Annotated in this window: 24 protein-coding genes and 2 pseudogenes; 8 read left to right on the top strand and 18 right to left on the bottom strand. The window is 63.6% G+C overall.

The window, feature by feature from the left end; all coding sequences use genetic code 11:
- Positions 1-50: 50 nt before the first annotated feature.
- Positions 51-1,685 (bottom strand): GAF domain-containing protein, encoded by a 1,635-nt coding sequence (locus NHH73_09330; protein ID USX28462.1) that lies wholly within the window; start codon positions 1,683-1,685, stop codon positions 51-53.
- A 243-nt stretch (positions 1,686-1,928) separates the two neighbouring features.
- Between NHH73_09330 and NHH73_09325 the strand changes: the two genes are divergently transcribed.
- Positions 1,929-2,834, top strand: coding sequence for an MBL fold metallo-hydrolase (locus NHH73_09325; protein ID USX28461.1), 906 nt, complete (start codon positions 1,929-1,931; stop codon positions 2,832-2,834).
- Positions 2,835-2,927: 93 nt separating this feature from the next.
- Here the strand turns inward: NHH73_09325 and NHH73_09320 are convergent, their stop codons facing one another.
- From NHH73_09320 to NHH73_09310, 3 genes are all read right to left on the bottom strand, one after another.
- The gene (locus NHH73_09320) at positions 2,928-3,407 is read right to left on the bottom strand and encodes a hypothetical protein (protein ID USX28460.1); all 480 of its coding nucleotides are present in this window, start codon (positions 3,405-3,407) and stop codon (positions 2,928-2,930) included.
- Between the two features lie 131 nt (positions 3,408-3,538).
- Positions 3,539-4,009 (bottom strand): GNAT family N-acetyltransferase, encoded by a 471-nt coding sequence (locus tag NHH73_09315; protein ID USX28459.1) that lies wholly within the window; start codon positions 4,007-4,009, stop codon positions 3,539-3,541.
- A gap of 8 nt (positions 4,010-4,017) precedes the next feature.
- Positions 4,018-4,884, bottom strand: a complete 867-nt coding sequence (locus NHH73_09310) for a metallophosphoesterase (protein USX28458.1) — start codon at positions 4,882-4,884, stop codon at positions 4,018-4,020.
- Between the two features lie 156 nt (positions 4,885-5,040).
- Between NHH73_09310 and ycaO the strand changes: the two genes are divergently transcribed.
- The 3 genes and pseudogenes from ycaO to NHH73_09295 all read left to right on the top strand — a co-directional run bounded on the left by ycaO (position 5,041) and on the right by NHH73_09295 (position 7,159).
- Positions 5,041-6,765, top strand: coding sequence for a 30S ribosomal protein S12 methylthiotransferase accessory factor YcaO (gene ycaO, locus NHH73_09305; protein ID USX28457.1), 1,725 nt, complete (start codon positions 5,041-5,043; stop codon positions 6,763-6,765).
- Between the two features lie 32 nt (positions 6,766-6,797).
- Positions 6,798-6,905, top strand: a pseudogene (locus tag NHH73_09300) (AbrB family transcriptional regulator).
- Positions 6,906-6,913: 8 nt separating this feature from the next.
- The gene (locus NHH73_09295) at positions 6,914-7,159 is read left to right on the top strand and encodes a hypothetical protein (GenBank protein USX28456.1); all 246 of its coding nucleotides are present in this window, start codon (positions 6,914-6,916) and stop codon (positions 7,157-7,159) included.
- An 8-nt stretch (positions 7,160-7,167) separates the two neighbouring features.
- Here the strand turns inward: NHH73_09295 and NHH73_09290 are convergent, their stop codons facing one another.
- Complete coding sequence (locus NHH73_09290) at positions 7,168-7,557, bottom strand: hypothetical protein (GenBank protein ID USX28455.1); 390 nt, start codon at positions 7,555-7,557, stop codon at positions 7,168-7,170.
- A 101-nt stretch (positions 7,558-7,658) separates the two neighbouring features.
- Here NHH73_09290 and NHH73_09285 point away from each other — a divergent pair, with 101 nt between their 5' ends.
- Complete coding sequence (locus NHH73_09285) at positions 7,659-8,069, top strand: hypothetical protein (GenBank protein USX28454.1); 411 nt, start codon at positions 7,659-7,661, stop codon at positions 8,067-8,069.
- A complete protein-coding gene (locus tag NHH73_09280) occupies positions 8,066-8,560 on the top strand; it encodes a hypothetical protein (protein ID USX29777.1) in 495 nt (164 codons plus the stop codon). The genes NHH73_09285 and NHH73_09280 overlap by 4 nt, the downstream gene beginning before the upstream one ends.
- Before the next feature lie 27 nt (positions 8,561-8,587).
- Here NHH73_09280 and NHH73_09275 read toward each other — a convergent pair whose 3' ends face one another.
- From NHH73_09275 to rpsF, 7 genes and pseudogenes are all read right to left on the bottom strand, one after another.
- The gene (locus NHH73_09275) at positions 8,588-9,601 is read right to left on the bottom strand and encodes an inorganic phosphate transporter (GenBank protein USX28453.1); all 1,014 of its coding nucleotides are present in this window, start codon (positions 9,599-9,601) and stop codon (positions 8,588-8,590) included.
- A gap of 18 nt (positions 9,602-9,619) precedes the next feature.
- Complete coding sequence (locus NHH73_09270; protein ID USX28452.1) at positions 9,620-10,246, bottom strand: DUF47 domain-containing protein; 627 nt, start codon at positions 10,244-10,246, stop codon at positions 9,620-9,622.
- 116 nt (positions 10,247-10,362) lie between these two features.
- Entirely contained in the window at positions 10,363-11,748 is a 1,386-nt protein-coding gene (locus NHH73_09265; protein USX28451.1) for a replicative DNA helicase, read from the bottom strand.
- Between the two features lie 153 nt (positions 11,749-11,901).
- Positions 11,902-12,354 (bottom strand): 50S ribosomal protein L9, encoded by a 453-nt coding sequence (gene rplI / locus NHH73_09260; GenBank protein ID USX28450.1) that lies wholly within the window; start codon positions 12,352-12,354, stop codon positions 11,902-11,904.
- Between the two features lie 28 nt (positions 12,355-12,382).
- Positions 12,383-12,673, bottom strand: coding sequence for a 30S ribosomal protein S18 (rpsR, locus tag NHH73_09255; GenBank protein USX28449.1), 291 nt, complete (start codon positions 12,671-12,673; stop codon positions 12,383-12,385).
- A pseudogene (gene priB, locus NHH73_09250) lies at positions 12,660-12,994 on the bottom strand (primosomal replication protein N). Before priB ends, rpsR begins: the two are co-directional and overlap by 14 nt.
- A gap of 30 nt (positions 12,995-13,024) precedes the next feature.
- Positions 13,025-13,417: a 30S ribosomal protein S6 gene (rpsF, locus tag NHH73_09245; GenBank protein ID USX28448.1), complete on the bottom strand. Its 393-nt coding sequence runs from the start codon at positions 13,415-13,417 to the stop codon at positions 13,025-13,027.
- Positions 13,418-13,577: 160 nt separating this feature from the next.
- On the opposite strand from rpsF, the gene NHH73_09240 reads away from it, so the two are divergent.
- Together NHH73_09240 and lexA are read left to right on the top strand one after the other, a co-directional pair.
- Complete coding sequence (locus tag NHH73_09240; GenBank protein USX28447.1) at positions 13,578-16,283, top strand: DUF5695 domain-containing protein; 2,706 nt, start codon at positions 13,578-13,580, stop codon at positions 16,281-16,283.
- A 117-nt stretch (positions 16,284-16,400) separates the two neighbouring features.
- Positions 16,401-17,039 carry a transcriptional repressor LexA gene (gene lexA / locus NHH73_09235; protein ID USX28446.1) on the top strand — a complete coding sequence of 213 codons (639 nt, stop codon included), beginning with the start codon at positions 16,401-16,403 and terminating at the stop codon, positions 17,037-17,039.
- Between the two features lie 175 nt (positions 17,040-17,214).
- Here the strand turns inward: lexA and NHH73_09230 are convergent, their stop codons facing one another.
- From NHH73_09230 to folC, 6 genes are all read right to left on the bottom strand, one after another.
- Positions 17,215-18,219 (bottom strand): beta-lactamase family protein, encoded by a 1,005-nt coding sequence (locus NHH73_09230; protein USX28445.1) that lies wholly within the window; start codon positions 18,217-18,219, stop codon positions 17,215-17,217.
- A gap of 105 nt (positions 18,220-18,324) precedes the next feature.
- Complete coding sequence (locus tag NHH73_09225) at positions 18,325-19,569, bottom strand: cystathionine gamma-synthase family protein (GenBank protein ID USX28444.1); 1,245 nt, start codon at positions 19,567-19,569, stop codon at positions 18,325-18,327.
- A gap of 56 nt (positions 19,570-19,625) precedes the next feature.
- A complete protein-coding gene (purF, locus tag NHH73_09220) occupies positions 19,626-21,152 on the bottom strand; it encodes an amidophosphoribosyltransferase (GenBank protein ID USX28443.1) in 1,527 nt (508 codons plus the stop codon).
- Between the two features lie 74 nt (positions 21,153-21,226).
- Positions 21,227-21,715 carry a CvpA family protein gene (locus NHH73_09215; GenBank protein ID USX28442.1) on the bottom strand — a complete coding sequence of 163 codons (489 nt, stop codon included), beginning with the start codon at positions 21,713-21,715 and terminating at the stop codon, positions 21,227-21,229.
- A 15-nt stretch (positions 21,716-21,730) separates the two neighbouring features.
- Positions 21,731-22,777, bottom strand: coding sequence for an SPOR domain-containing protein (locus NHH73_09210; GenBank protein ID USX28441.1), 1,047 nt, complete (start codon positions 22,775-22,777; stop codon positions 21,731-21,733).
- A gap of 22 nt (positions 22,778-22,799) precedes the next feature.
- Positions 22,800-24,089 (bottom strand): bifunctional tetrahydrofolate synthase/dihydrofolate synthase, encoded by a 1,290-nt coding sequence (gene folC, locus NHH73_09205; GenBank protein ID USX28440.1) that lies wholly within the window; start codon positions 24,087-24,089, stop codon positions 22,800-22,802.
- Positions 24,090-24,127: the final 38 nt, after the last annotated feature.

Here is a 24,127-nt window from a genome sequence, read left to right as displayed (position 1 = left end):
TTTGGCCCAACGGCTCCACAGTGGCACGGGCGCTCCTTCAGGCGAAATGGCTAAGGCGTGTAGCCGGGAATCCGCGCTTCGTCGATGACGTCGATCTGCTTCTCGTCCATGTTGCGGCGGGCGAAGTCCAGGTAGATCTTGCTGCGAATGAAAATGTCGAACAGGTGCGGGTCGATGTGGCCGTTGAGCGAGAACTGGCCGAGGATGCGCAGCGACTCCGACAGCATCTTACCCTTTTTATACGGACGGTCCTTGGCCGTGAGCGCCTCGAAGATATCGGCGATCGCCATCAGGCGCGCCTGCACCGACATCCGGTCGCCGGTCAGGCCGCGCGGATAGCCCTTGCCGTCCATGCGCTCGTGGTGGCCGCCGGCGTACTCCGGCACGTTCTTGAGGTGCTTGGGCCACGGCAGCGCCTCGAGCATGCGGATCGTCACGACGATGTGGTTGTTGATGATCTTGCGCTCGGCCTCGGTCAGGGTGCCGGAGCGGATGGTCAGGTTCTGCACCTCGTCGGCGTCGAGGAAATCGCTGTCGATGCCGTCCGGCCCGGTCCAGCGGCGCGCGGCGATCTCGCGCACGCGCTGCTGGTGCGCGGCCGACATGGCCTCGGCGCCGACGTTGGCGAAGCGGATGAAATCGCGCTCGTCGCGCAGCATGGCCTGGCGGCGCGCCAGCTCGGCGTCGATCGCGGCCAGCCGCGCGGGATCGGCGGCGCCGCCGGCGGCCAGCTTTTGCTTCAGCGCGGCGATCTCGGCGTCGCGCAGCAGCACCTCGAAGCGGGTGTCGATGGTGGTGATGCGGTCGCTGATGGTCTCGAGCTTGGTGGCCTTGTCGACCACGTGCACCGGCGTGGTGATCTTGCCGCAATCGTGCAGCAGGCCGGCCAGCCACAGTTCCTTGCGGTCGGCGTCGGTCATGCGGAAGCCGGCCATGGGGCCGGTCTCGGTGGCGTGCACGGCCTCGGCCAGCATCATCGTCAGCTCCGGCACGAACTGGCAATGGCGCCCCGTGTAGGGCGATTTTTCGTCGATGCCGATGTTGATCAGGTTGACCAGCGCTTCGAGCAGCTCCTCGAGCTGGCGGATCAGGCGCTGGTGCGTCAGCGCCACCGCCGCCTGCGCGGCCAGCGCCTCGATGAAGCGCTGGTCGGTGGGCGAGAACGCGCGGATGGCGCCGGTTTCGGTGTCAAGCGCGTTGATCAGTTGCAGCACGCCGACCAGCTCGCCCTCATGGTCGCTCATCGGCACCGTCAGGAACGATTGCGAATGGTAGTTGCGCTGGCGGTCGAAATCGACCATGCCGGAAAAGTTGAAGACGTCCGCCTGGTAGACGTCCTCGATATTGACCGAGACGCCGAAATGGGCCGCGTACGCCGCCACCGAGGCCAGGTTCTTTCCGCCACCGTCGTCGTACAACGCAATCGGCGGCGCGGTGACCGGCTCGCCGTCGCCGCCGCCCTGGCGGATGCCAAGGCTGTCGTTCCACAGGATATTGAAATCGAGAAAGCGCTTGTCCGCGCTGGGCCGGTACAGGGTGCCGCCGTCGGCGTTGGTCATGCTTTTGGCGACAATCAGGATACGCTCCAGCAGCGCATCGGTGTCGTGGGTGCCGCCCAGCGCAACGCTGAGTTCCGTCAACTGGTCGAGACGCTGGGCAATCTGCGTTGGATTCAACTCTTGCATGATTGTTTTTTTGTTACCGTTTAAGGAAAGTGACTGGCATCGACGCACTGACGAGTGTAGCCGCCGCGCAAGCTGTTGTACATGGAGAAATGTGCAGTGCGGCAAAATTGCCGCTTTCCGGCGCTGTTTCTTGTTCTGTTACACCCTCCCGCAGGAAAAAAAAGCTATCATCGGCCGTTGGTGGCAAGGCAAAAAAATCAGCCGGCACGGGCAAAATGACAAAAAAATCACTAGGGATAGAGCATGAAATTCAGATTTTGGGGCGTACGCGGCTCCATCCCCTCGCCGGGGCCGCGCACCGCGCGCTACGGCGGCAACACCACCTGCATCGAAGTGCGCACCGATGATGACACGCTGATCATTATCGATGGCGGCACGGGCCTGTTCTCGCTCGCGCAATCCTTAATCCAAAACAAAACCGCCGCCATCCACGCCAACATTTTCATCACCCACAGCCACTGGGACCATATCCACGGGCTGCCGTTCTTCACGCCGCTGTTCGTGCGCGACAGCAGGGTGCGGCTGCACGGCGTCACCGACCCGGTCACCGGCAACGGCATCGAACACGTGATGGGCGTGCAGTTGCAAAATAGTTATTTCCCGGTTAGCGAAACGCAGATGGACGCGACCATCGAATACCACACGCTGACGGTGGGCGAGGCGATCCAGGTGGGCGACGCCACCGTCAACAACGTGGTGATGAACCATCCGGTGACCGATCTGGGATATCGCATCGAGTGCAACGGCAAGTCGCTGTTTTTCACCGGCGACCACGAGCCTTTCTACAATATCCATCCGGACGGCCACCCGGAGCACGCGTCCTACGAGCACTGGATACATGAGCGCAGCGCCGCCATCGACACCATGGCCCGGGGCGTGGACGCGCTGATTGTCGATTGTTCGTATACGAGGGAGGAATATCCCGCCAAGCGGGGTTGGGGACACGGCACCTTCGACTCGGCGTTCGCGCTGGCGCTGCGCACCGGCGCCGGGACCTTGTACTGCACCCATCACGAGCCGACCCGCGGCGACGATGAGCTGGAGGCGGTGTTCGCCGACGTGATGGCGCGCCATGCGTCGCTGCTCGGCGGGCTGAAGGTGGTGCTGGCCTACGAGGGGATGGAGATCGAGCTGGGCGGGGCATCGTAATCGGTCGATTGACGCCTCGCGGACGGCGCACCGATGGCGGATTACGGGGTGCCGCCTAATCCGCCATCTGTGCGCCGCCGCTCACGCAACAAATCAGGCCGCCACCGCCGGGCGGGCCGTCAAACGGCGGTCGGCCAGCGCGCGCAGCCGGGCCACGGCGGCCGGCAGGTTGAAGGCGCGGCCGGCGCGCAACGCGCTGACCATTTGCGTGGCGATGCGCAGCGCCGGGGCGGCGGCGTTCTTGGCCGCGTACGGCAGCACCAGGCGGTAGCGGCCCTGCATGCGCGGCACCACGCCGACGAAACCCACCGTCACTTCGTTGAGCGCCAGACGGCGCAATTCCAACGCCACCTGCTGCACCACGCGCACGATCTGCGGCACGTCGTCGCCGCGCATGCCGACCAGGCCGGCGTGGCTGCGCACGCCCGGCAGCATCGCCAGCAGGCGCTGGTCGAGCGACGCCAGCGCGGCCGGCGTGGACGGCGCGTCGTCGACTTCGAGAATACTGAGCAGGCAAGGCTGGGTGGAATAGCGGTTGTCGCTGGAGAGGTAACGCTGATCGATGATACGCATGGTTTTTCTGGCCTTTGACGAAACAGGCCATATTCTGAACCCGATCAGCACGGCGCGGAAGCGGAGCACGGAGCCTCGGCTTGTAAGACGAAACTTACACGTAAGGTGTTTCTAAGCCCTGCGTGTTAATTTCACGGCAGTTGTTTCTCAAAGCAAACAGCGAGCGGATTACCGATGTATTTGCCGTAGTTGGCGATGCGGGCGTAGCCGCGCGCCGTGTAAAAATCGACCGCGCGACGGTTGACCAGGCGCGTCTCGAGCCAGATCGCCTGGTAGCCCAGCGCGACCGCTTCCCGCTCCAGGTAGCCCAGCACGGCGCTGCCGATGCCGCTGCTGTGGCGGCGCGCGTACATGCGCTTGATCTCTGCCACGCCCGGCTCCAGCGGCCGGAAGGCGCCGCAGCCCTGGGCCACGCCGGCGGCGTCGCGCGCGACCACGAAACACGCCATCGGGCCGCGCACGTCGTCGGCGTCGAACGAGGCCTTGCCGCTGCTGCCGGTGATCTCCTCGAGCACCGTCGACAGCTCCGCCATCAACGCCAGGGCGTCGGCGGCACCGGGGTCTTCCGGCGTGAGCACCACGGTGGGGATCGGCTTGTTCATGCAAACGATTATTGCACAGTGCAGATCACCAGTTCCGGATCGGCGTTGATGCGCACCGGGATACCGCTGCAACCCACGCCGCGACTGACGATCAGCTCGCCGTTACCGCGCAGCGGGAAACGCCCATAATGCAAGGAACGCGACAGCGGCCCGCGCGGCATCACCAGCGGCGTGCCGTCGCCGGTGGCGATTTGTCCGCCATGGGTGTGGCCGGCGAAACCGACATCGAAGCGGTGGCCGTCGAGGCGCAGCAGGCCGTCGGGCGCGTGCATCAGCAGCACCCGCGTGGGGCCGGCGCCGGCGAACGTGGCGTGGCCGTCGGGCGCGCCGGTCCACGGATCGTCCATGCCGCACACCGACACGCCGTCGAACGGCGCCGGCAAGGCGTGCGCGCGGTTGACCAGCATCTCCACCCCGGCGCGCGCGAACATGCGTTCGAGCAGGCCGTGGTCGGTGATCAGGTCGTGGTTGCCGAACACGGCCAACTTGCCCAGCGGCGGATGGCACGTCGCCAGCGCCTCGCACAGCGCGCCCGCGTAACGCGCCGGGCCGTGGACGTAGTCGCCGCCCAGCAGCAGCAGGTCGGGCCGCTCGGCGTCGATGCTCTTGAACAGCGCGTCGAACAGGCCGGCGTGGGTGGGCGGGCCGGCATGGAAATCGGAGGCGAAGGCGATCTTGAGCGGGCGCGGCAAACGGCGTTCGGGGGGGAGCGCCACGCCGTAGCGGGTCACGCCGAGGCGGCCGTGCAGGCCGAGGCGGTAACTCAACGACGCCACCAGTCCGCCGAGCAAGGCGGCGTTCATGAGCGCCTCGCTGTATTGCCGGAACCGGGAGGGGCGCATGCCGCGCTGGGCCTTGCCCGGAAGTAATGTCATTGATGCCTGAGTGAATTTGGAAAAGGCGGCATGATAGCGCATTTGCGACATCGCGGCCCCGACGGTGGTAAGCTGGGATGGAACATCCATGCATTCAGCCTCGCCGGCGCGGTTGCCCCATCGCGCCAGCCTCGACTCCCCTACAGAGATTGCACGATGACTACTGACACCACCATCCCGGGCAAAGACTCCGCCCTCGAAACCACCATCGCCAGCTTGCAGGCCACGCTGGCCAGGCGCCGCTTCCGGCTGACAGAATCGACGCCGATACACGAGGTCCACGGCATCTGGTCGATGCAGCTCAAGGACGACGACTGCCCGCTGCTGGTCGCGCACGGCAAGGGAGCGACCGAACTGGCCGCGCGCGCCAGCGCCTACGGCGCGTTCGTCGAACGGCTCGGCACCCACGACTTCTGGACCCGCTACCACCTGGGCGCCGCGCGCGGCGAAGCGGCGCTCGTGCACTACCCGGGCGAGAGATGGTTCGCGCCGAGCGCCGACGGCTCGTGGCCGTCCGGACTGCTCAACCCCGAGCTGCACGCGCTCTACAATCCAGACGGCGACATCGACGCCGGCGTGCTGGTCGACCTCAACTCCGGCAACGCCGGGCGCGGCATCTGTGCCCTGCCCTACCAGCGCCTGCGCGACAGCGCCACCGTCTACATCCCGGTCAACCTCATCGGGAACCTGTACGCCAGCAACGGCACGGCCGCCGGCAATACCGTCAACGAGGCGCGCGTGCAGGCGCTGTCGGCGATCTTCGAGCGCGCCATCCAGTTCCGCGTGATCGGCGAGGGCCTGTGCCTGCCGGAGGTGCCGGACGACGTCATCGCGCGCTTCCCCCACATCGAGGCTGGCATCGCCGGGCTGCGCGCGGCCGGTTTCGGCGTGCTGGTCAAGGATGCCTCGCTGGGCGGCAAATACCCGGTCATGAACGTCACGCTGATCCATCCGAAAGACCAGGGCGTGATCACCAGCTACGGCGCGCACCCGAGCCTGAAAATCGCACTGGGACGGGCGCTGGCCGGGCTGCCGCCGGGCCTGTCGCTCGACGCGCTCGAAGGTTACCCGGAGCCAAGCTTCGACCCTGACGAGACCGACGCCGCCGCCAACCTGGAGGCGCACTTCCTCGGTGCGGGCGGCGTGATCGCGTGGGACTTCCTGAGCGACACCTCGGACTATCCGTTCGTCGACTGGAACTTCAGCAGCACTAGCGGGGAGGACTACCGGTGGCTGGTCGACGCCTTGCACGCGGAGGGGAAGGATATCTACGTGGCCGACTTCGACGAGCAAGGCGTCCACACCTGCCGCATCGTGGTGCCGGACTTCTCCGAAATCCATCCGGTCGAGGACCTGGAGTGGGAGAACGACAGCGTCGGCAACGCGCTGCGACCGCTGCTGGCGCGCCTGCACGAGCTCAGCGTGCAGGAATGCACCGCCTTGCTGGTTGAGCTGCAGACCTCCAACCTGGACGACGAACGGGCGGTGTGGGAAATCCTCGGCCTCGCGGTGCCGGCCGGCACGCCGTGGAAACAGCTGCGCATCGGCGAGCTGAAAACCTTGCTGGCGTTGGTGGTGGGCGACGAGGAAGCGGTGCTAGAGGGTTGCAACTGGATCCACCATTATGGCGACCTGCCCAGGCCACGCCGGCTGGTGTACCGCTGCATCGAGAGCATCGTCAGGCTCGAGGAGCCGGAGAACTTCCGCCGCGCGCTGGGGCTGCTGTACGGCGCCGAGACCTTGGCGATGGCCGAGGCCCTGCTCGACGGTTCCGAACGCTTCTTCGGCCTGGAGACGCTGGGCCCGAACTTCGAAGGCAGCGCCCTGCATCAAAGCCTGCTGGCCGCCTACGACAAGCTGTTTGCGCCGGACGCGGCGTAACATGCCCTAAACAGAATGCACGGGAGGTGGTCATGCACACGACAAGAGCATTTAAAAATGGCGACTCGCAAGCGGTCGAAATTCCCACGGAGCTTGCATTCGAACGAACCGACATCGATCTTGAAATAGAGCGCGTGGGCTCGGCGCGGTGGCGGGTTTCATCAATGTCGGCGTACTAAGCTGGCTGCAAGGTCGCGTGCCCGGCGACATGCTGGGCCGCGTGATGAGCGTGCTGGGGCTGGCATCGGCCGGCATCACGCCACTGTCGCTGGCGGTCGCCGGCGTGTCGGCGAAGTTCGGCGCAGACGCGCTGTTGGTCGGTGCCGGCGCGATGCTACTGTTGACGACTATCGTTATCCGGTGGGCGCTGCCCTTGCGGCTGGCTCCCGCATGAAATGGCACTCAAGGCAGCGCGGCGTCCACCAATAAGTCGGGCTGCAATGCGCGGATGCGCAGCTCGGTGAAATAACCGCCGGCCTCGTTGTAACGAAGATAGTTGCGGCCGCAATTCATGCAGCGCGACACCGTGCAGCGGTTGTAAGGATAGTAGCGCGGCGCGATCGGCGCATCCTCGCTTTCGTAGCGCGTGTCGTTCGGATGGAATTCGACGAACGTCGGTTCATCGTACGGATCGTCCATCAACGTGCCGAGGTCCTCGAAGCGGTCCAATTCAAGAGTCATCGGCAACGCCTGCCAACCCGCCAGCGATGCCTGATTGCAGCTGCAAGGTATGCCTACCGCGGCGGACGCCTGCGCCAACTGGGTCAACGTTCCGAAATCAACTTTTTGCATGCTTAGCCCATCAAGAAGTTATCGATTTTACCGCAATGCAGATCAACTCATCGCCGGGGATAAAGGTTTACATTGGACACCTCGACCCTCGCATAAATATCATGGAACCCAGAATCCTCACATGGGCATTTCCTTGGGTAATGGCTATTTTTGAATTTCTCATGCGCAGCAGCTTAAGCGATCCCGCCCCCGCCGCATTTATTGGCCCGACAGTCGGTGCAGCGTCGCTTGGCATGCTACTGCCGCTCACGCGAGCAAGGGAACTGCATCGAACCGCTGCGAGTTCCTCCAAGCGCATATCCTTCGATCGCAGGGAAGATCACTGCGCGCAATGGATCAAGGTCACGGTTTGGCTAGGTTTTTCCGCCTGGGCAACCAGCTTGTATCTAAGCCTTACGGATGGCGATCGTTTTTTTGCGAACGTCGATGGCGGACGGACCGCTATTCTTATCGGCGCTATACTTTGGGGCATCGCGGTTCTTGTGGATTTTGCGCGAGGGGGCAAAAAATGAACTGGGATTCGGTTATCGATGGGCTGCTCCTGATTTTCTCTTGGATGCTTGGTTCCATCGCGGTCGCCATCACTCTCGCGCTGGCCATTCGTCATTTCTTCCCTCGTCGACCGGAGGACGACTACACCTTTGTCCTGAAGTCGAAAGACGGCAAAAAAGCCACCGTTGAATTACCGCCGGACTTGCCGGAAGCTGAGCAACAAGAACGCGTGCGGCAGGCTTACGAAAAAGTCGGACTGCCTCCTCAATCCCATTACCCCGTGCCCATGCCTAGTGGCGACGCCAACTTGTGGCGATTGCGCCGCCACACCACCAAAGCATTCCGAAGCGGCAATTCCCAAGCGATTCCTATCCCGCCTGAAATCGCCTACGGCCGGGCCGACATCGATCTCGACATTCAAAGGGTCGGCGACGAGCTTCGCATCCGTCCGGCCAGCGGCGACTCATCGTCGACCACGACGGCGCAGCCGCCCCAGTCCCGCGTCCAATAAAAAAGGGAGCCTCGGCTCCCTTTCGCGTTACATGATGTGCTGCCCCACCCACCAAGCGATCGCGGCGACGAAGGCCGACGCCGGTATGGTGAAGATCCACGCCCAGACGATGTTGCCGGCCACGCCCCAGCGCACCGCCGACATCTTTTGCGCGGAACCGACGCCGACGATGGCGCCGGTGATGGTGTGCGTGGTCGACACCGGCACGCCGAGGGCGGTGGCGGTGAACAGGGTGATCGCGCCGCCGGTCTCGGCGCAGAAGCCGCCCACCGGTTTGAGCTTGGTGATCTTCTGGCCCATGGTCTTGACGATGCGCCAGCCGCCGAACAAGGTGCCGAACGAGATCGCCGTGTAGCACGACACGATCACCCACAGCGGCGGCTCGGCGTCGCCGGCCTGCGAGTAGCCGGCGGCGATGAGCAGCATCCAGATGATGCCGATGGTCTTTTGGGCGTCGTTGCCGCCGTGGCCGAGGCTGTACGAGGCGGCCGACAGCAGTTGCAGGCGGCGGAACCATTTGTCGACCCGGCGCGGCGTCGAGCGCACGAACACCCACGACACGAGCAACATCATCAGCGAGCCGAAGATGAAGCCGAGCAGCGGCGAGAGCACGATGAAGGCCACGGTCTTGATCAGGCCGGCCGAGATCAGCGCGCCGGTGCCGCTCTTGGCCACGGCAGCGCCGACCAGGCCGCCGATCAGCGCGTGCGACGACGACGACGGAATGCCGTAGTACCAGGTGACGATGTTCCAGACGATGGCGCCGACCAGCGCGCCGAAGATCACGTACTGGTCCACCACGCTCGGGTCGATGGTGCCCTTGCCGACGGTGGCGGCCACGGTCAACTGGTGGAACACGAAAATGGCGACGAAATTGAAGAACGCGGCCATGGCCACCGCCGTTTGCGGCTTCAGCACACCCGTCGAGACGACGGTGGCGATCGCGTTGGCGGCGTCGTGGAAGCCGTTCATGAAGTCAAACACCAAGGCCAGCGCGATCAGCACGCCCAGCACGTAGATGCTTATTGTTATGGTATTCATGGACTGATCTTTTTGTAATTAGGCGTTTTCGACGATGATGCCTTCGATGATGTTGGCCACATCCTCGCAACGGTCGGTGACGGTTTCCAGAATTTCGTAGATCGCCTTCATCTTGATCAGGTTGCGCACATCCGGTTCGTCGCGGAACAGCTTGGACATGGCGGCGCGCATGACGTGGTCGGCGTCCGACTCCAGGCGGTCGATCTCTTCGCAGATGGCAACGATCTGGCGCGAGTTGTCCATGTTGTGCAGCAGCGCCACGGCTTCCTTGACCTTCTCGGTGCAGGCGAGCACCAGCTCGGCCAGGCGCTTGGCTTCCGGCGTGACCGAGTGCAGGTCGTACAGCGAGACGGTCTGGGCGGCGTCTTCCAGCAGGTCGAGGATGTCGTCCTGGCGCGTGATGAGCTTGTGGATGTCGTCGCGGTCGATCGGCGTGATGAAGGTCTTGTGCAGCAGGTCGACGGTGGCGTAGGTGATCTTGTCGGCCTGTTTCTCGATGCTCTCGATGGCGTGCACGCGGTTTTCCAGGTCGTCGAAGTTGGACATCAACCCCAGCATCTCTTTTGCACCTTTGACGCACAGGTCGGCGTGCTGATTGAACAGGTCAAAAAATTTGCCCTCGGTGGGCATCAAGCGTCCAAACATGTCTTTCTCCGTTTCATAGTCGTGATTACTGCTACAGACCGCCCTCCGGCATTCGCCGGCGGCGTCAGGATGGGCACGCCCTGTTTGCTGTGGCGTACCCAGTGGTGTTGCCGGTGTTAGTCGCCTTGGTACAGCGCCAGGTTACCGGCGTAGTTGCCGAACTTGGTGTATTGGCCGATCCAGGTCAGGCGCACCGAGCCGATCGGGCCGTTACGCTGCTTACCGATGATGATCTCGGCCGTTCCCTTATCGGGCGAGTCGGGGTTGTAGACCTCGTCGCGATACAGGAAGATGATGACGTCCGCATCCTGCTCGATAGCGCCGGATTCGCGCAGGTCGGACATGACGGGACGTTTGTTGGGGCGTTGCTCCAGCGAGCGGTTCAGCTGCGACAGCGCGATCACCGGGCACTGCAGTTCCTTGGCCAGGCCCTTGAGCGAGCGCGAGATCTCCGAGATCTCGGAGGCGCGGTTGTCGCCCTGGGTCGAACCGGTCATCAGCTGCAGGTAGTCGACCACGATCAGGCCGAGCTTGCCGCACTGGCGCGACAGGCGCCGCGCGCGGGCGCGCATCTCGATCGGGTTCAATGCCGGGGTCTCATCGATATAGACCTGGGCGTCGTTCATTTTCTGGATGGCGTGCGTCAGGCGCGGCCAATCCTCGTCGTTGAGCTTACCGGTGCGCAGGCGGTGCTGGTCGAGCTGGCCGACGGAACCGAGCATACGCATGGCCAGCTGCACGCCGCCCATCTCCATCGAGAACACGGCGACCGGCAGGCCCTCTTCGACGGCGACGTTCTCGGCGATGTTCATCGAGAACGCGGTCTTGCCCATCGACGGACGGCCGGCGACGACCACCATGTCGCCCGGCTGCAGGCCGGAGGTCATGCGGTCGAGGTCGATCCAGCCGGTTGGCACGCCGGTGATCTCGGACTGGTTGTCACGTGAATATAATTCATCGATGCGCTCGACCACCTGGGTCAGCAGCGGCTGCACCGGCAGCCAGCCGGCGGCGCCGCGGGCGCCCTGTTCGGCGATGGCGAAGATCTTCGATTCGGCCTCGTCGAGCATCTGCTTGACTTCCTTGCCCTGGGGCGTGAACGCCTGGCCGGAAATCTCGTCGGCCACGGTGATCAGCTGGCGCAGGATGGAACGGTCGCGCACGATCTCGGCGTAACGCCGGATATTGGCCGCCGACGGCGTGTTTTGCGCCATCGCGTTCAGGTAGGCCAGGCCGCCGACGTCCTCGGCCTTGCCCATCTGCGTCAATGTTTCGAACACCGTGATGACGTCGGCCGGCTTGGAGCCGTTGATCATCTTGACGATCTGTTCGAAGATGATGCGGTGGTCATAGCGGTAGAAGTCTTCCGAATGCATCATGTCCGCGATGCGGTCGAACGCCTGGTTATCGCGCAGCAAGCCGCCGATGACGGACTGTTCTGCTTCGATGGAATGCGGCGGGACGCGGAGTGAATCGAGTTGCGGATCGGAGGGGGTGTTCATGGCGCGAATTATACCCGCTTAGGGCGGCAGCCAAGGCGTTACCGCGAAAAAATTGGCGATAAAAAAGCCGGGCAAGCCCGGCTTTTTTCAACTATTACCAATATCGCAAGCGTTATTAGCAACACAACGGGCATTGCTGCCCGTGCAAGTAATTTAGGCTGCTTCGCCGACGACTGCAACGGTCACTTCGACCACTACGTCGGTGTGCAGAGCAACGCTCACCGGGTGCTCGCCAACGGTCTTCAGAGGACCGGTAGGCATGCGCACAGCAGCTTTTTCTACAGCGAAACCAGCTTTGGTCAGCGCTTCAGCGATGTCGAAGTTGGTGACCGAGCCGAACAGACGGCCGTCGACACCAGCTTTTTGCGAAACGTTCACGGTCATGCCGTTCAGTTTCTCGCCTTGGGCTTGCGCGGCGGCCAGTTTGGCGGCAGCAGCTTTTTCCAGTTCGGCGCGCTTGACTTCGAATTCAGCAACAGCCGACGCGGTAGCGCGACGGGCCATTTTTTGCGGAATCAGGAAGTTACGTGCGTAACCGTCTTTAACTTTAACGACTTCACCCAGGTTGCCCAGGTTGACGACTTTTTCTAACAGAATGATTTGCATAGTTTTTCTCCAGGATTAGACTACGCAATTAAGCGTGGTGCAGATCGGTGTAAGGCAGCAGCGCGAGGTAGCGGGCGCGTTTGATGGCGGTGTCAACTTGACGCTGGTAGTGCGCCTTGGTGCCGGTCAGACGTGCTGGCATGATCTTGCCGTTTTCCTGGACGAAGTCCTTCAGGGTATCAACGTCTTTGTAGTCAACCTGCTCAACGCCAGCGGCGGTGAAGCGGCAGAACTTCTTGCGCTTGAACAGTGGATTTTGTTGCTTGCGCTTTTCTTTAAGCTTGAGCTTGTTTTTGTCGAACTTTTTACCGAATGCCATTTGAGGCTCCTGTATCTAAATTGAGCTGTCTGGGACAGCACTAAAATCAATGATGTGAAACACCAGGCTTTTGCTGTTGCGTGTCTTTTTGTTGAGAAAACCGGTGAACTGGTACACCCCGCCCAGTGGCGCCTGGCTGAAGCGGCCCGAGATCTCGCCCGCGGCAACCGCGGAAATCTCGAATTCGCTCAACCGGGCAATGCCCGCCTCCATCTGCTGCGACCGGTGCTGGAGTACAGCGTTCACGATCGGCATGCCGGCCGGGGTATAGCGCAAGGCGTCCCGTTCGGCGATCAAGGCAATGAATTGGCTTTGATTCACTGGAGCTGTGTCAGCTCGGTTTTACAACAATTAGGCCGCAGGAGCGGCGGCAACAGGAGCTGCTGGGGCTTCGGTGCGATGCGATTTCGCTGCATCTTCACGTTGTACCGACTTCATCATCGGCGAAGGAGCGGTTTCCGCTTTCTTCATCTTGACGGTCAGGTGACGCAGCACGGCATCATTGAATTTGAAGGCGGTTTCCAGCTCGACCAGGGTCTCGTTGTCGCATTCGATGTTCAGGCAGATGTAGTGTGCTTTAGCCAGTTTCTGGATCGAGTAAGCCATCTGACGGCGGCCCCAATCTTCAACACGGTGCACGGCGCCGCCGCGGGTCGTTACGGTGGTTTTGTAACGTTCGATCATGGCGGGCACTTGCTCGCTCTGGTCCGGATGGACGATAAATACTATTTCATAGTGACGCATGCAAACTCCCTTAAGGACTGTGAAAATATAGCCCACCCTGGCGTCAAGACAGGTGTGGGAAGAGGTAAGCCCGCGACTATATCAGCTTTTCGGGCGGAAATCTACCCCTTCGCCGCCGCGCGACAGTGCTAACATCTTGCAAAACCAACAGGATTTCGATATGCAACCTTTCCGCGCGCTGTCCCCTCTGCTGTTTTCCTTCCTCATTACGGGCCCAGCCCTCGCCGCCGAGGCGCCCGCCCCCGCCGCCGCCAAACCCAGCCATCCCGACATCGCCACCAAGGCCTACAGCACCAAACAGTTTCTGCTGGCGCTGCGCACTGACACCCAGACGCTGGCCCGGCTCGACCCGGTCGCCGATCCCAGCTTCGACTTCACACCCGGCCCGAGGGAGGCCGAGCGTCAATACGACGGCTACGCCCACATCGGCGACCTGAACCTGCGCCTGCGCAGCGGTGGCGCCGGGGCCTGGCAGGAATTCTCCTCGTCCGCCGCGCGGCGACCGATCAAGCCGCTGAAGGCCGGCGGCAAGGTCCTGGCGGCGGCCGACATCACGGCCAGCCTGGGCAAGGACCTGCCGTTGACGGTGGAGCGGCGCTGGCTCAACGAGGGCGGCGCGCTGGTGCTGCGGTTCACGTTGATTAACAAGTCGAACGCGCCGGTGGAAATCGGCGGCCTCGGCATGCCGATGGTGTTCGACAACATCATCACCGACCGCAACCTGGAGCAGGCCCATGCCAGCGCCAGTTTCGCCGACCCTTATATAGGCCGCGACGCCGGCTATGTGCAGGTGACGCGCCTCAACGGCCAGGGTCCGGCGCTGATCGTCACGCCGGACGGGCGCACGCCGCTGGAAGCATGGCGTCCGCTGACCGACCGCAGCCCGCGCGCGCAAACCTCAGAAGGCTTCTACGACTGGACCGTCGCCAGCAAGGCCTACGCCGAGAACGAATGGAAGAACGCCGGCGAACAGTGGAACACGCCGACCAGCATCACTTTGGAAGCGGGCGCGCGGCGCGACATCGGCGTGCGCTTCGCCACGGCGCCGTCGATCCGCGCCATCGAAGCCGCCCTGATCGCGCAAAAGCGCCCGGTCGCGGTTGGCATCCCCGGCTACGTGGTGCCGACCGATCTGGAGGCGACGCTGTTCCTCAACAGTCCGCAAAAAGTCATCGGCATCACCAGTTCGCCCGAGAACGCGCTGGCCGTCGCGCCGGTCAAGTCGAGCGCCAAAGGCTGGGCACGCTACACGGTGCGCGGCAACGGCTGGGGACCGGCGCGCCTGTCGATCGCCTACGCCGATGGCAGCGTGCAGACGGTCAGCTACTTCGTCACCAAGCCGCTGGAGCAAACGGTGGCCGACCTCGGCAAGTTCTCCACCACCCAGCAATGGTTCGACGACAAGACAGATCCGTTCAACCGCGCGCCTGCCATCCTCACCTACGACCGCGACGCCAAGCGCATCGTCACCGACGATCCGCGCGTGTGGATCTCCGGCATGAGCGACGAAGGCGGCGGCGGCAGCTGGGTGGCGGCCATGAGCAAGCAGCTCGACAATCCCAACGCGGCCGAGGTGGCCAAGCTGGAACGGCTGGTCAACGAGACGGTGGTCGGCAAGTTGCAGGTGGCCGACGGCCCGCAGGCAGGCGCCGTGCGCAAGAGCCTGTTCTACTACGACCCGAAAGCCTTCCCCGGCTACTACAACCAGAAAGCGGACTGGAGCACCTGGACCTCATGGCCGAAGAAGAACGCGGACGACCTGGGCCGCGCTTATAACTATCCGCACGTCGCCATCGGCCACTGGGTGCTGTACCGGCTGGCGCGCAACCACGTCGGCCTGGTCACCGCGCACGACTGGCGCTGGTACTTGCAGCGCGCCTACCAGACCACGGTGGCGATGGTGCGCGACGCGCCCGAGTACGCGCAGTTCGGGCTGATGGAGGGCGACGTCTTCCTCGACATCCTGAAAGACTTGCAGCGCGAAGGCATGACGGCCGAGGCGGCCGACATGGAAGCGATGATGAAGCGGCGCGCCGACCACTGGCGCACGCTGGCCTTCCCCTTCGGCAGCGAGATGGCGTGGGACTCGACCGGCCAGGCCGAGGTCTACGCGTGGATGCGCCACTTCGGCTACACCAAGCAGGCCGACATCACGCGCGAAGTGATCCTGGGCTACGACCCGGCGATTCCGAGCTGGGGCTACAACGGCAACGCCCGCCGCTACTGGGATTTCTTATATGGCGGCAAGACCGCGCGCATCGAGCGCCAGATCCACCATTACGGCTCGACCTTGAACGCGGTGCCGCTGTTCGACGCCTACCGCGCCAACCCGAGCGACCTGTACTTGCTGCGCGTGGCCTACGGCGGGCTGCTGGGCGGCATCACCAATATCGATCGCGACGGTTTCTCGTCGGCCGCCTTCCACGCCTGGCCGGACATGATGCGCTGGGACGCCTACAGCGGCGACTACGGCATGGGCTTCTACGGCCACGCGTACGCGACCGCCACCTATGTACTGAAAGACCCGACCTTCGGCTGGCTCAGCTTTGGCGGCAACATGAAAGTGGCTAATAATGGCACGGTCCAGATCACGCCCAGGGACAGCGCGCGCACGCGCCTGTTTGTGGCGCCGGCGCGTGCCTGGATCACCCTGGAGGCGGGCAAGATCGACAGCGCGGCGTTCGACCCGACTAGCGGCGCGATCACGCTCGAGCTCGCAGCCGCCACCGCTGCGACGCCGGCGGCCCGGCTGCTGGTCGAGAGTCCGGGCGGCAGATTCAAGCCGCAGGGCCTGGTTTCCGAGCGCGAGGGCTACAAGATTCCGCTGACGGCGGCGACCACGCGCGTGCTGTTGAAGCCACGATGAAGGTGGTTGAACGAACTTTTTTCATTTTATTTCGCTGAACACAACAAATTTCCTTGCATTGCGGGCCATACTGTACAAAAATACAGACTGTCTATATACACAGGCCCAACTGCACTCATGATCAAGCTCACCGCACGCCAGGAACAAATTCTCAATCTGATCAAGGATGCCATCGAAAACACCGGCTTCCCGCCGACGCGCGCCGAGATCGCCAACGAACTGGGCTTCAAATCCGCCAACGCGGCCGAGGAGCATCTGCAGGCGCTGGCGCGCAAGGGCGCCATCGAAATCGCCGCCGGCACCTCGCGCGGCATCCGTCTGCTGGGCGTGCACGCCGAACCAGCCACGCCGAAGGTGCCGGTGTCACTGATGATGTCGTTGCCGCTGATCGGCCGCGTGGCCGCCGGCTCGCCGATCCTGGCGCAGGAAAACCTGGAGGCCAGCTACAGCGTCGACCCGGCGATGTTCTCGTCCAAGCCGGACTACCTGCTCAAGGTGCGCGGCGAATCGATGCGCGACGCCGGCATCATGGACGGCGACCTGCTGGCGGTAAAGAAGGTCGACAGCGCCAAGAACGGCCAGATCGTCGTCGCGCGGATCGGCAACGACGTCACGGTCAAGCGCTACCGCAAGACCGGCACGCTGGTCGAGCTGCTGCCGGAGAACCCGGACTTCAAGATCATCAAGGTCGACCCCGAGGCGGACGAATTCGCGCTGGAAGGCCTGGCGGTCGGCCTGATGCGCAGCTGGCACTAAGTTTGGTAAGAAACCCTCGGTTAGTCGTGGAGACACGTAGGGCGGATTAGCGAAGCGTAATCCGCCATGCATGCTTCGTCGACGGCTCATTGATGGCGGATTACGGCTTTGCCTAATCCGCCCTACGTGTTTTAGAAGTGTTTTAGATTTGTGGTCAGAGTTTTTCGCAACGCACTTACATCGCCATGGGCTTGGGAACGATGATCGGGAATGCGCTGTTCAACGCGCGCCGCGCGATGTCGTCCGATCCCGTGTGCGAGTTCGACATCAGCACCACGCCCCGCCGCGTGACTTCGTCAAACCCGATATACGTGCGGTAGCCCGCGGTCCCGCCGTTGTGCCAGACGATGCGCGAGCCGTTCTGCTCCAGGACATGCCAGCCCAGCGCCACCGACTGGCCCGGCTTGCCCTCTATCGCATGGCGCGCCTGATGCGTGGCCTGCATCGCGCCGTATAGCGGCGACTTGTCCAAGCCCATGTTCGCGCCCACAAATTTCAACATGTCCGCTGTCGACGAACGCAACGCGCCCATGCCTGCCAGCACCGGCATATCCCAATTGGCCGCCGGCATGCCCGGCATCCCGTAGCCCACCGCCAAATGCTGGCGCATGGCCGGCGTCAGCGAAATGCCCGTGTCGTTCATGCCCAGCGGGCCGGTGATCCGCTGGCGTACCAGCGTTTCGTAGTCCGTCTTTGCACGCAATGTCAGGATGTGCCCGAGCAGGCCGACGCCGGCGTTGGAATACTCATACTTCTCGCCAGCCGGCCGCGCTGGCGTGAAGCCGGACACGAACGCGTACAACTGCGGCACCGTGTAATCGGCGAACGGATTGTTGTCGTCCTTGGGTGCCAGATTGGACGGGATGCCGGGAATGCCGGACAGCTGCGAAGACAAATCGGCCAGCGTGATCTGGCGCTCGCCGACGGCAGGCAGCTTCACCGGCAGGTAGCGCGTGGCGGGGTGGTCAAGAGCGACTTCGCCGCGCCGCGCCATGTCGCTCAATAAGGTGGCGGTGAAGACCTTGGTGATCGAGCCGATCTCGTAGACGGAATCGGCATCGACGGGCGCGCCGCCCTCGCTCAGTTTCCCGTACGCTAGCACCCTGCTGCCATGCGCGTCGATGATGCCGACCACCATGCCAGTGCCGGCCTGGTCGACATCCACGCGGGTCTTGATCATGGCCATGATCTCAGCATCGGTAGCGGGCGCGCCGGCATGGGTCGCAGCGGACGCGGACAACAGCACCGCGACCGTCAAACAGAAACGCGAAATTCCCATATCGGTTTAGCAGCCTTCCAGGGCGCAGGCGAAGTCGTCGAGCAGGTCGTCGGTGTCTTCGATGCCGACCGATACCCGTATCAACGATTCGGCGATGCCCATCGAGGCGCGCCGCTCGGCGCCCATCTCGTAGAAGATCGTGTGCGCGACCGGAATCACCAAGGTGCGCGTGTCGCCCAGGTTCGACGCCGGGATCGCCAGCTTGAGCCGGTTCAGGAAGTCGAAACAGTCGATCCCATCCTTCAATTCAAAACTGAGCAGCGAACCGTGCTTGCGGAACAGTTCGCTCGAGATGCCGTGCTGCGGGTGCGATGCCAGGCCCGGATAGTGGACGGCGGCCACGCGCTCGTCCGCCTCCAGCATCTCGGCCAGCGCCAGCGCATTGGAGCTGGTGCGCTCCATGCGCAGCGCCAAGGTTTCGGCGCCGACGGCGATGTGGTGCGCCGCCTCCGGCCCCAGCGAGGCGCCGAAATCGCGCAACCCTTTGGCGCGGATCTGCGCCAGCCCCCATTGCAGCGGGGCGGCCTTCTTGTAGTTCTCGTAGATGTTCGGGAATTTGGTCCAGTCGTATTCGCCGGTGTCGGTCAGGCTGCCACCCAGCGCGTTGCCGTGGCCGCCAATCGATTTGGTCAGCGCGTTGACCACCAGCCCGGCGCCGACCGACTTCGGCCGGAACAGGTACGGCGTGGTCATCGTGTTGTCGACGATGTAGAGGATGCCGCGCGCCTTGCACAGCTCGCCGATGCGCTTGAGGTCCGCGACCTGCGTGCGGGGGTTGGCGATGGTTTCGACAAACACCATGCGGGTCTGGTCGGTAATTGCGGCCTCGACGTTGGCGACGTCGGTGGCGTCGACGAACGACACGCCGACGCCCTGCGCCATCGTGGTCTGCCACAGGCTGTTGGTGTTACCGAACAGGAAGGCCGACGAGACGACATGGTCGCCCGCGCGCAGCAGCGCCTGGAACACGGCGCCGATCGCGCCCATGCCGGTGGCGAAGCACAAGGTGCCGACGCCCTGCTCCATCTTGTTGACCTTGTCCTCGAGCGCCGAGATCGTTGGGTTGCCCTGCCGGCCGTAGCGGAAGCCCGGCTCCTTGCCCTGGAATACGGACGCCAGCTGGCGCGCGTCGCTATAACCGAACGCGACCGAGGTGTGGATCGGCTTGTGCAGCGAGCCGTGCTCGATGCCCTTCAGGCGGTCGTTGTGCAGGATGGTGGTGGTGAAACCGTAGTGTTTCTTATCGTTCATATGCTTGGAATGGTCAAAAAAAAAGCCCGGTACGGCGAACCGTACCGGGCGCGACATCAGCCTTCGGCGGTCGCGAGATTCAGATTCAGTTGCGAGCGGCCGGCGTCCTCGTGGGTCGTCTTGGCCTTCGGGTTGTGGCGCGCGTACTCCAGCTTGTCGAGGTATTCCTTCGACACGTCGCCCGTCACATAGATGCCGTCGAAGCACGACGCTTCGAAGTTCTTCAACTCCGGATTCACATCCGAGATGGCGCGCTTCAACGACTCGATGTCCTGGTACACCAGGTGGTCGGCGGTGATTTCGCGGCAAACTTCCTCGGTGGTGCGGCCGTAGGCGATCAGCTCGTCGCGGGTCGGCATGTCGATGCCGTACACGTTCGGGTAGATCACCGGCGGCGCGGCCGAGGCGAAGATGACTTTCTTCGCGCCCGCTTCGCGCGCCATCTGCACGATCTCCCGGCTGGTGGTGCCGCGCACGATCGAGTCGTCGACCAGCAGCACGACCTTGTCCTTGAATTCGGAGGCGATCGCGTTCAGCTTCTGGCGTACCGATTTCTTGCGCGCGGCCTGGCCCGGCATGATGAAGGTGCGGCCGATGTAGCGGTTCTTGATGAAGCCTTCGCGGTACTCGACGTTGAGCGCCAGCGCCAGCTGGATCGCGGCCGGACGCGACGAATCGGGAATCGGCATGACGACGTCGATCTCGCCGTCCTTGAATTCGCGCTTGATCTTCTCGGCCAGGTACTCGCCCATTTTCAGGCGGGTGGCGTAGACCGAGGCGCCGTCGATGACCGAGTCCGGACGGGCCAAGTAGACGAATTCGAACACGCACGGGTTGAGCGACGGATTGTCGGCGCACTGGCGGCTGTGCAGCTGCATGTCGGCATCGACGAAGACGCACTCGCCCGGCGCGACGTCGCGCAGGAAGCGGAAGCCCATGCCTTCGAGCGCCACCGATTCGGAGGCGACCAGGTACTCGGCGCCCTGCTCGGTTTCGTTGATGCCAAGGCACAGCGGACGGATGCCGAACGGATCGCGGAACGCCAGCAGGCCGACGCCGGCGATCTGCGCGACGGCGGCGTAACCACCCTTCACACGGCGGTGCAGCACGGTGACGGCGTCGAAGATGGTGTCGGCGTCGATCGAGATGCCGGTGGTGGCCTTCTGGATTTCGTGGGCCAGCACGTTGAGCAGCACTTCCGAATCGGAGTCGGTGTTGATATGGCGGCGGTCATTCTTGAACATCTCTTGCTTGAGCTGTTCCCAGTTGGTCAGGTTGCCGTTGTGCGCCAGGGTGATGCCGAACGGGGCGTTGACGTAGAACGGTTGCGCCTCTTCCTCGCTCGACGAGCCGGCGGTCGGATAGCGGCAGTGGCCGATGCCCGAGTTGCCTTGCAGGGTGCGCATGTTGCGGGTGCGGAAAACGTCACGCACCAGGCCGTTGGCCTTGTGCATGGCGAACATGCTGCTGTGATTGGTCGCGATACCCGCTGCATCCTGGCCGCGGTGCTGCAGCAGCAGCAAGGCGTCATACAGCAGTTGATTGACAGGTTGATGGGAAACGACGCCGACGATGCCACACATGATGGTGCTCCTGGACTGGGTAATACAGATTAAAGACGCAGATTAAAGACGCAGATTAAAAACGGTGGTGCAATTCAAAAGTTCACATGCTGCGCCATCGCAGCGGGAAGGAAGGTCTTGACGAGCCGGGCGCCGGTCTCGGCATACGGACTGAGCAACGCCTCCTTCCAGAAATCCTGTTGTGGGAGCGACGTCATCCCACACAAGATGACGGCGGTCAGCACGATTACAAGGCCACGGCCGACGCCGAACACGGCGCCGAGCAGGCGGTCCAGCAAGCTCAGGCCGCCGGCGTCGAGCAAGGCGCCCAGCGCCATCGCCAGCAGCCCCATCAAAATGCGTACGCCGATGAACAGCGCGATGAAGGCCAGGATCAGGCGCAACACCTCGCCCGGCACCACGGCCGGCAACATCACGGCCAGCGCGGCGGCGTAGGCGTTGGCCACCACGAAGGCGACCACCCAGCCGGCCAGCGACAGCACTTCCTTGACCAGCCCGCGCAGCATGCTGATGATGACCGACGTGACCATCACGAAGATCACCAGATAATCGAAAATCGTCACGTCAGGCGGCCTGGATCACACCGTTTCCAGGCGGCCGCTCAGGCCCATGCCGCTCAGCTTGGCGCGCACTTTTTCCGCCTCTTCCTTGTTGGTGAACGGCCCCACGCGCACGCGGGTGATCTCGCCGGAAGGCGTTTTCTGCGTGAAGGAGCTGATGCCGGCGTCCTTCAGCTTCTTGCGCAGCTCGTCCACCTTGCCCTGGTCGCTCAGCGCGGCCACTTGCAGCACGAATTTCTGGCCGGATTCGGCGGCAGCGGTCGGCTTGGCCGCGCCCTTGCCTTCCAAAATGGCGAGCGCGCGCGCGTCTTCGGACGCCTTGTCGGCAGCGGGCTTGGCGGCAGGTTTGGCGTCGGCCAGCTTGCGCTCGGCATCGGCCTTGGCTTTTGCTTCGGCCTTCGCCTCGGCCAGCTTGCGCTCGCCTTCGCGCTTGCGCTCGGCATCCAGCTTGGCCTTGGCCTCGGTCTCGGCCCGTGCCTTGGACTCATGCTCGGCCTTGGCTTTGGCCAGCGCCTCGGCCTTGGCTTCCGCCTTGGCCTTGGCCTCGGCCTTCAGATCGGCCTGGGCTTCGGCTTCCTGCCGGGCGTTGTCGGCCTTGATGACCTCCTCGGCCGACGGCGCGGCGCGGACCGCCGCGACAGCGGGTTTGCCCGGCTTGACGTCGTCGACGATTTCTTCCTTGCTGTCGAGGGCTGCGCTTGCCGGGACGGCGGCAGACGACGCGCGCGCGGTGGCCGGCTTATCCTTGGCCGGAATCTTGATTTCTATATCGGACGCGAGCGGACGCGGCTCGGAATCGAGCACCATCGGCAAGCCGACGGCGACAGCCAGCGCCAGCGCGATGGCGCCGACCAGGCGGCGGCGCGCGCGTTTCTTTTCCGGCAACACCGGATCGTCCGCCTCGCGGTCCTTGGCGCGGCGCGAGTTGGCCGGACCGTCGGCCGACGAGGCGCGCTTGGAGCGTGCGCGCTCGCCTGCGGCTTGATCATCCGCGCTGGTGTAATAGCCGCTGTCCTGACCGGCGGTCTCTTGCTTGTTTTTACCGAATTTCGAGAACAAGCCCATGCGTGATTTCAGTCCTGTGCGTTCAATGGAGTGAGGATTTTCTCGCCGCCATGACGCCTGCGACCGTGAGGAAAGATCCAAAGACCACAATTCTATCATTCTCCCCGGCCCGGCTCATCGCATTTGCAAAGGCGGCGGCCGGATCGTCGAAGATATTGATGGTGCGTTCGGATTTTTCCGGTTGCACAATTTGCACCTTCGCGGCCAGTTCCGAGGCGCTGGCCGCGCGCGGCGACGGCAGATTGGTCAGGCACCAATGGTCCACATGCTCAGACATGGCAGCGATGACGCCATCGATATCCTTGTCGTGCATGGAGCCGAACACGGCGTAGGTGTACGGGTGGAAGCCCATATTGCCCAGGTTCTGGTTCAGCGCCGAGGCCGCGTGTGGATTGTGGGCGACGTCGAGGATCACCGTCGGCCGGCCCGGCAACACCTGGAAGCGGCCCGGCAGCTCCACCGTGACCAGGCCGGTGCGCACTTCCTGCGCGCCGACCGGCAATTCCAGCTTGAGCGCCTCCAGCGCGGCCAGCACGGCGGACGCATTGAGGATCTGGTTGGCGCCGCGCAGGCTCGGATAGGCCAGCGAATTGCGGCGCTGCGAGCGGCCGCCATAATTCCACTGCTGCTTGTCGCCGGAATAGTTGAAATCGCGGCCCATCAGCCACAGGTCGGCGCCGATGGCCTCGGCGTGGTCGATCAGCGACTGCGGCGGCACCGGGTCGGAGCAGATTGCCGTCTTGCCGGCGCGGAAGATGCCGGCCTTCTCGAAGCCGATCTTCTCGCGCGTGTCGCCAAGATAGTCGGTGTGGTCGATATCGACGCTGGTGACGATGGCGACGTCGGCGTCGACGATGTTGACGGCGTCCAGACGCCCGCCCAGGCCGACTTCCAGGATGACGACATCCATGCCCGCGTCCGCCAGCAGCTTCATGATGGCCAGCGTGGTGAATTCAAAATAGGTCAGCGGGATGTCGCCGCGCGCCGCCTCGACGGCGTTGAAGGCGTCGACCAGCACTTCGTCGGTGGCCAGGTCGCCGTTGATCCGCGCGCGCTCGTTGAAGTCGAGGAAGTGCGGCTTGATGTACAGGCCGACCTTGTAGCCGGCGCGCAGCAGCACCGATTCCAGCATGGCGCAGGTCGAACCCTTGCCGTTGGTGCCGGCCACCATGACGACCGGGCAGCTAAAGCTCAGCTGCAAGCGTTCCTTGACGGCCAGGACGCGGTCCAGGCCCATGTTGATGACGGTTTCGGCGTGGCGCGATTCAATCAGCGCAAGCCAGGCGGGCAAAGTGGTTGGGAGGTTCGACATGATAAGACTCTGAAAATGGCAACGGCGCGCAGGCCGGA

The sequence above is a fragment of the Oxalobacteraceae bacterium OTU3CINTB1 genome, assembly GCA_024123955.1.
Lineage (GTDB): Bacteria > Pseudomonadota > Gammaproteobacteria > Burkholderiales > Burkholderiaceae_D > Rugamonas.
This window is presented reverse-complemented; position numbering and strand designations above follow the sequence as displayed.